Source organism: Bacteroides sp. (assembly GCF_052357945.1).
Classification (GTDB): Bacteria; Bacteroidota; Bacteroidia; order Bacteroidales; family Bacteroidaceae; genus Bacteroides.
On record NZ_DAWCXD010000253.1, the window covers coordinates 1 to 3,786 of the forward strand.

Annotated in this window: 3 protein-coding genes; all 3 read right to left on the minus strand. The window is 44.2% G+C overall.

Going from position 1 to position 3,786, the window contains the following annotated elements:
* Positions 1-183: 183 nt before the first annotated feature.
* Genes ACT8YW_RS22305 through ACT8YW_RS22315 form a run of 3 tightly spaced genes read right to left on the minus strand, consistent with a single transcriptional unit; the run spans position 184 to position 3,699 of the window.
* Complete coding sequence (locus ACT8YW_RS22305; protein WP_195647063.1) at positions 184-840, minus strand: ABC transporter ATP-binding protein; 657 nt, start codon at positions 838-840, stop codon at positions 184-186.
* A gap of 7 nt (positions 841-847) precedes the next feature.
* Positions 848-1,582, minus strand: a complete 735-nt coding sequence (locus ACT8YW_RS22310; RefSeq protein ID WP_444107186.1) for a tRNA threonylcarbamoyladenosine dehydratase — start codon at positions 1,580-1,582, stop codon at positions 848-850.
* The gene (locus tag ACT8YW_RS22315) at positions 1,564-3,699 is read right to left on the minus strand and encodes a cation:proton antiporter domain-containing protein (protein WP_444107187.1); all 2,136 of its coding nucleotides are present in this window, start codon (positions 3,697-3,699) and stop codon (positions 1,564-1,566) included. Before ACT8YW_RS22315 ends, ACT8YW_RS22310 begins: the two co-directional genes overlap by 19 nt.
* Positions 3,700-3,786: the final 87 nt, after the last annotated feature.

Sequence of the window (3,786 nt, forward strand, 5' to 3'; positions counted from 1 at the left end):
AATAAAAAAAGATGCATTCCTATCACACCAGACAAGAATGCATCACACACAAACAAAACAAACACTCTACTATCATCTTCACAGACTTCCGTAGAGAAGCGACTATAAATATATAGCTAAAAGATAGAACACTTGCAAGGCTCTACCTTTTTGGTATACATTTTTAGAAATTAGGTTCTCTAATTAATCTTTTTTAATCATACCATCCACCATATGAACGGTCCGGTCCGTAATTTTGGCAAGCCCCTCGTCATGCGTCACAATGACAAAAGTCTGCCCCAGCCGGTCTCTCAAATCGAAGAACAGTTGATGTAAATCTTCTTTATTATGTGTATCCAGACTACCGGATGGTTCGTCTGCCAGAATAACTGCCGGATCGTTGATTAAAGCCCTCGCTACCGCTACCCGTTGTTTCTCGCCTCCCGACAATTCATTCGGTTTATGAGAAGCCCTGTCAACCAGTCCCATAAAATCCAGAATCTTCATTGCGCGTTCGTGTGCCTCCTTCGAAGATACCCCAGCGATTAGAGCGGGAATCATCACATTTTCCAATGCCGTGAACTCCGGCAGTAGTTGGTGAAACTGGAAAACAAAACCAATATTCTTATTACGAAATGCAGATAGTTCTTTCTCTTTCATCCGGCTCACCACTGTTCCGTCAATTTGTACCACGCCTCCGTCCGGCTCATCTAAAGTGCCCATTATCTGCAATAAGGTAGTTTTACCCGCACCGCTCGGGCCTACAATACTAACAATTTCTCCTTTGTTGATTTCCAGATCAATGCCTTTCAACACCTGTAATGAGCCGAAACTCTTCGTAATCCCTTCTAGTTTTATCATAATAGCCTTATAATCGTTTAATGACATATTCAGCCAGATAGCACCCAAACACGGCCGGCATATAACTAACTGTTCCACATGTCGATTTCTTATTCTGCTCATCATCCGTCAGCAATACCGCTTTCGGATCAGCTTGTTCCGTACTGAATACCACCGGAAGTTTCCGTTTCATTCCCATCTTCTGCAAACGCTTCCGCACAGCCTTACTCAAACCGCAATGATACGTCTCCCAAAGATCAGCAAAACGAACCTGGGTAATATCACTCTTCGCCCCTGCTCCCATACTGGAAACTATCTTTATATGACGTTTCATCGCTTCATAAATCAGAAAACATTTCGGACTGATCGTATCAATAGCATCTACTATAAAATCATATTTATCGGCATCCAGCAGTTCCGGTATATTTTCATCCTTCAGGTAAACAGGCAGGACAGTCAGCTCAATCTCCGGATTTATATCTTTATAACGGGCTGCCAACACCTCCGCTTTCGTCCTCCCAAGTGTGGAATGCATGGCCGGCAACTGACGATTCATATTGGTGGGCTGCACTGTATCGGCATCTACAATCGTCATCCGTCCGACGCCTGCACGGCAGATCATCTCGGCGGCATAAGCACCTACTCCACCCAGTCCCACGACCAATACGTGCGCGTTCCGGATGCGTTCCATCTTTTCCTCTCCTAACAGGAGTTCCGTTCTCTGTTGCCAGTCGTATCTTTCCATTAGTTTTTCTTTAGCCATTTATAGAACCATTTGCCGACCTTCTCATAATGTTGAGACTCATTATGTCCACGAGGATCGGAGAATGACACAATTTCCTGCGGTTCGCCAAACTGGTCGGGATACAGGATTATCAAACTATTATTAGAGAAATATTTTCCTAATTGTGCCGGGAGACGTTCAAAAGAGGGATCATAAGAGATAGATCCGCGACGGGCAGAGATAACTACCAATAAATGGTCATAATTCACCTGCCCTGTCAACAGCAAGAGATCCTCCCACTCCTCCAATATGGAGAATTCCGTCGGAGTACCTGCATGTCGCTTTTTCACAAGTTGCTGAACACGCATCAATGTACGCTCATTGGCAAAAAAATGCACCCGACAGCCCAGGATACTTCCCATACGGCAGAAGTGTTCCACCCATTTAGAGAATCCCGATTCATATTCAGCCTTTGGCGGAACGGCAATATTGATTCGACGCAGGGTATTAACAGGCATCAGGAATTTGGCAATCATCACTTCACGATGCGTACCTTTCAACAGACTTTCGGCCAGATGTCCGAAGAAAGAGTCGACAATATTTGCTTTCCGGTGCAGACCGATCACAATATCCGTAGCTTCATACTCCTTGATTGTATGGATAATCCCCGAAGCAATATTCAAGTCATAGCGGCTCACCATCGTAACAGGCACATCAGCGGCAGCGGCAATCATAGCAGCCTTCTCCAGATTACGTTTACCCTGCTGCTCTTTCTTCTCCGAACTGTTATTGTCATTGATAACGTTCAATGCCACCAATGCATTTTTCTGCTTAGCATCCTTTATTACTAAAGCCAGATTAATCAAATCTTCAATCGTCTCCGGGTTAGCCACCGGAATCAAGATTTGTTCCGTATTTACTTTTTTAGCTTCTTCTTCCGCCTGCACATTCTCATCCAAAGCAAAACGACGTGCCGAACGTTCGGTTACCAAAGAACTGATGACACAAGTGAAAAGTATCATCACTACCGTACCGTTCAATACATCATCATTCAGCAACCGTTCTCCATTCTCCATAATGATTTCATGACCGATCAACACTGCTGCCAGTGTAGCTGCGGCCTGCGCATTACTCAAACCGAATATCATGCTCCGTTCATTGGACTGCATCCGATAGATCTTTTGTGTGATCCAGGCAGCCAGCCATTTGCTAAAGGTTGCCACCACTGTCATCACAATAGCTACTTTCAATGCTTCACCTCCAGTAAACAGGCTTCTTACATCAATAATCATTCCGACGCCAATCAGAAAATAGGGAATAAACAGTGCATTTCCCACAAATTCCAACCGGTTCATCAAAGGAGATACATGAGGAATCAAACGATTCAACACTAATCCTGCCAGGAAAGCACCTAAAATTCCTTCCATTCCCACAAATTCCATCAATCCTCCTCCGAGGAAAACCATCGCCAGCACAAACACAAACTGCATCACGCTGTCATCGTACTTCCGGAAGAACCAGCGTCCGATACGGGGGAAAAAGAATACAATCAGGAATCCGAGGAAAGCCACTTTTACCACAAGAAATACCCAGAACCAACCATCAACAGTGCCTTTAAACATACCACCTATGACGGCAAGAATAATCAAAGCAAGAGTAACGGTGACAGCAGTACCACCAATGGTGATATTGACACTGCGCAAACGAGACAATCCGTAACGGCTAATAATAGGATAAGCAATTAAGGTATGGGAAGCGTACATACTTGCCAATAACACCGCCGTGAGAAAGCCATAGCCCAGCATACTCATACTACTCCATATTCCCAACGCCATAGGAATCAGAAAGGTGAGCCAACCGAACACAACACTTTTCGTCCGGTTTTTCTTAAAGTCCTCCATATCCATTTCGAGCCCGGCAAGAAACATGATATAATAGAGTCCTACCTTACCGAACAATTCGAAGCTACTGTCCCGATCGAGCACATGAAAACCGTGTTCGCCAATCAATACACCCGCCAGAATCATGCCTATAATATGAGGTATATGAAGACGTCCGAGGATCATCGGAGCAAAGAGAATGATAATCAATACCAAAAAGAATACCCAAGTCGGGTCGGTAATCGGTAAGGTTAAATTAAAATCAAACAGGTTCATAGGCTGTGGCTTTAGGAATTCAATGCAAAGGAACAAAAAAGTTTGCAGAATCACAATGAATGTCCAGACGTATTATTCAGTAGTCAA

Coding starts and splice junctions, on each gene's coding strand:
- ACT8YW_RS22305 (WP_195647063.1), bottom strand. CDS start 840: ATGATAAAACTAGAAGGGATTACGAAGAGTTTCGGCTCATTACAGGTG.
- ACT8YW_RS22310 (WP_444107186.1), bottom strand. CDS start 1,582: ATGGCTAAAGAAAAACTAATGGAAAGATACGACTGGCAACAGAGAACG.
- ACT8YW_RS22315 (WP_444107187.1), bottom strand. CDS start 3,699: ATGAACCTGTTTGATTTTAATTTAACCTTACCGATTACCGACCCGACT.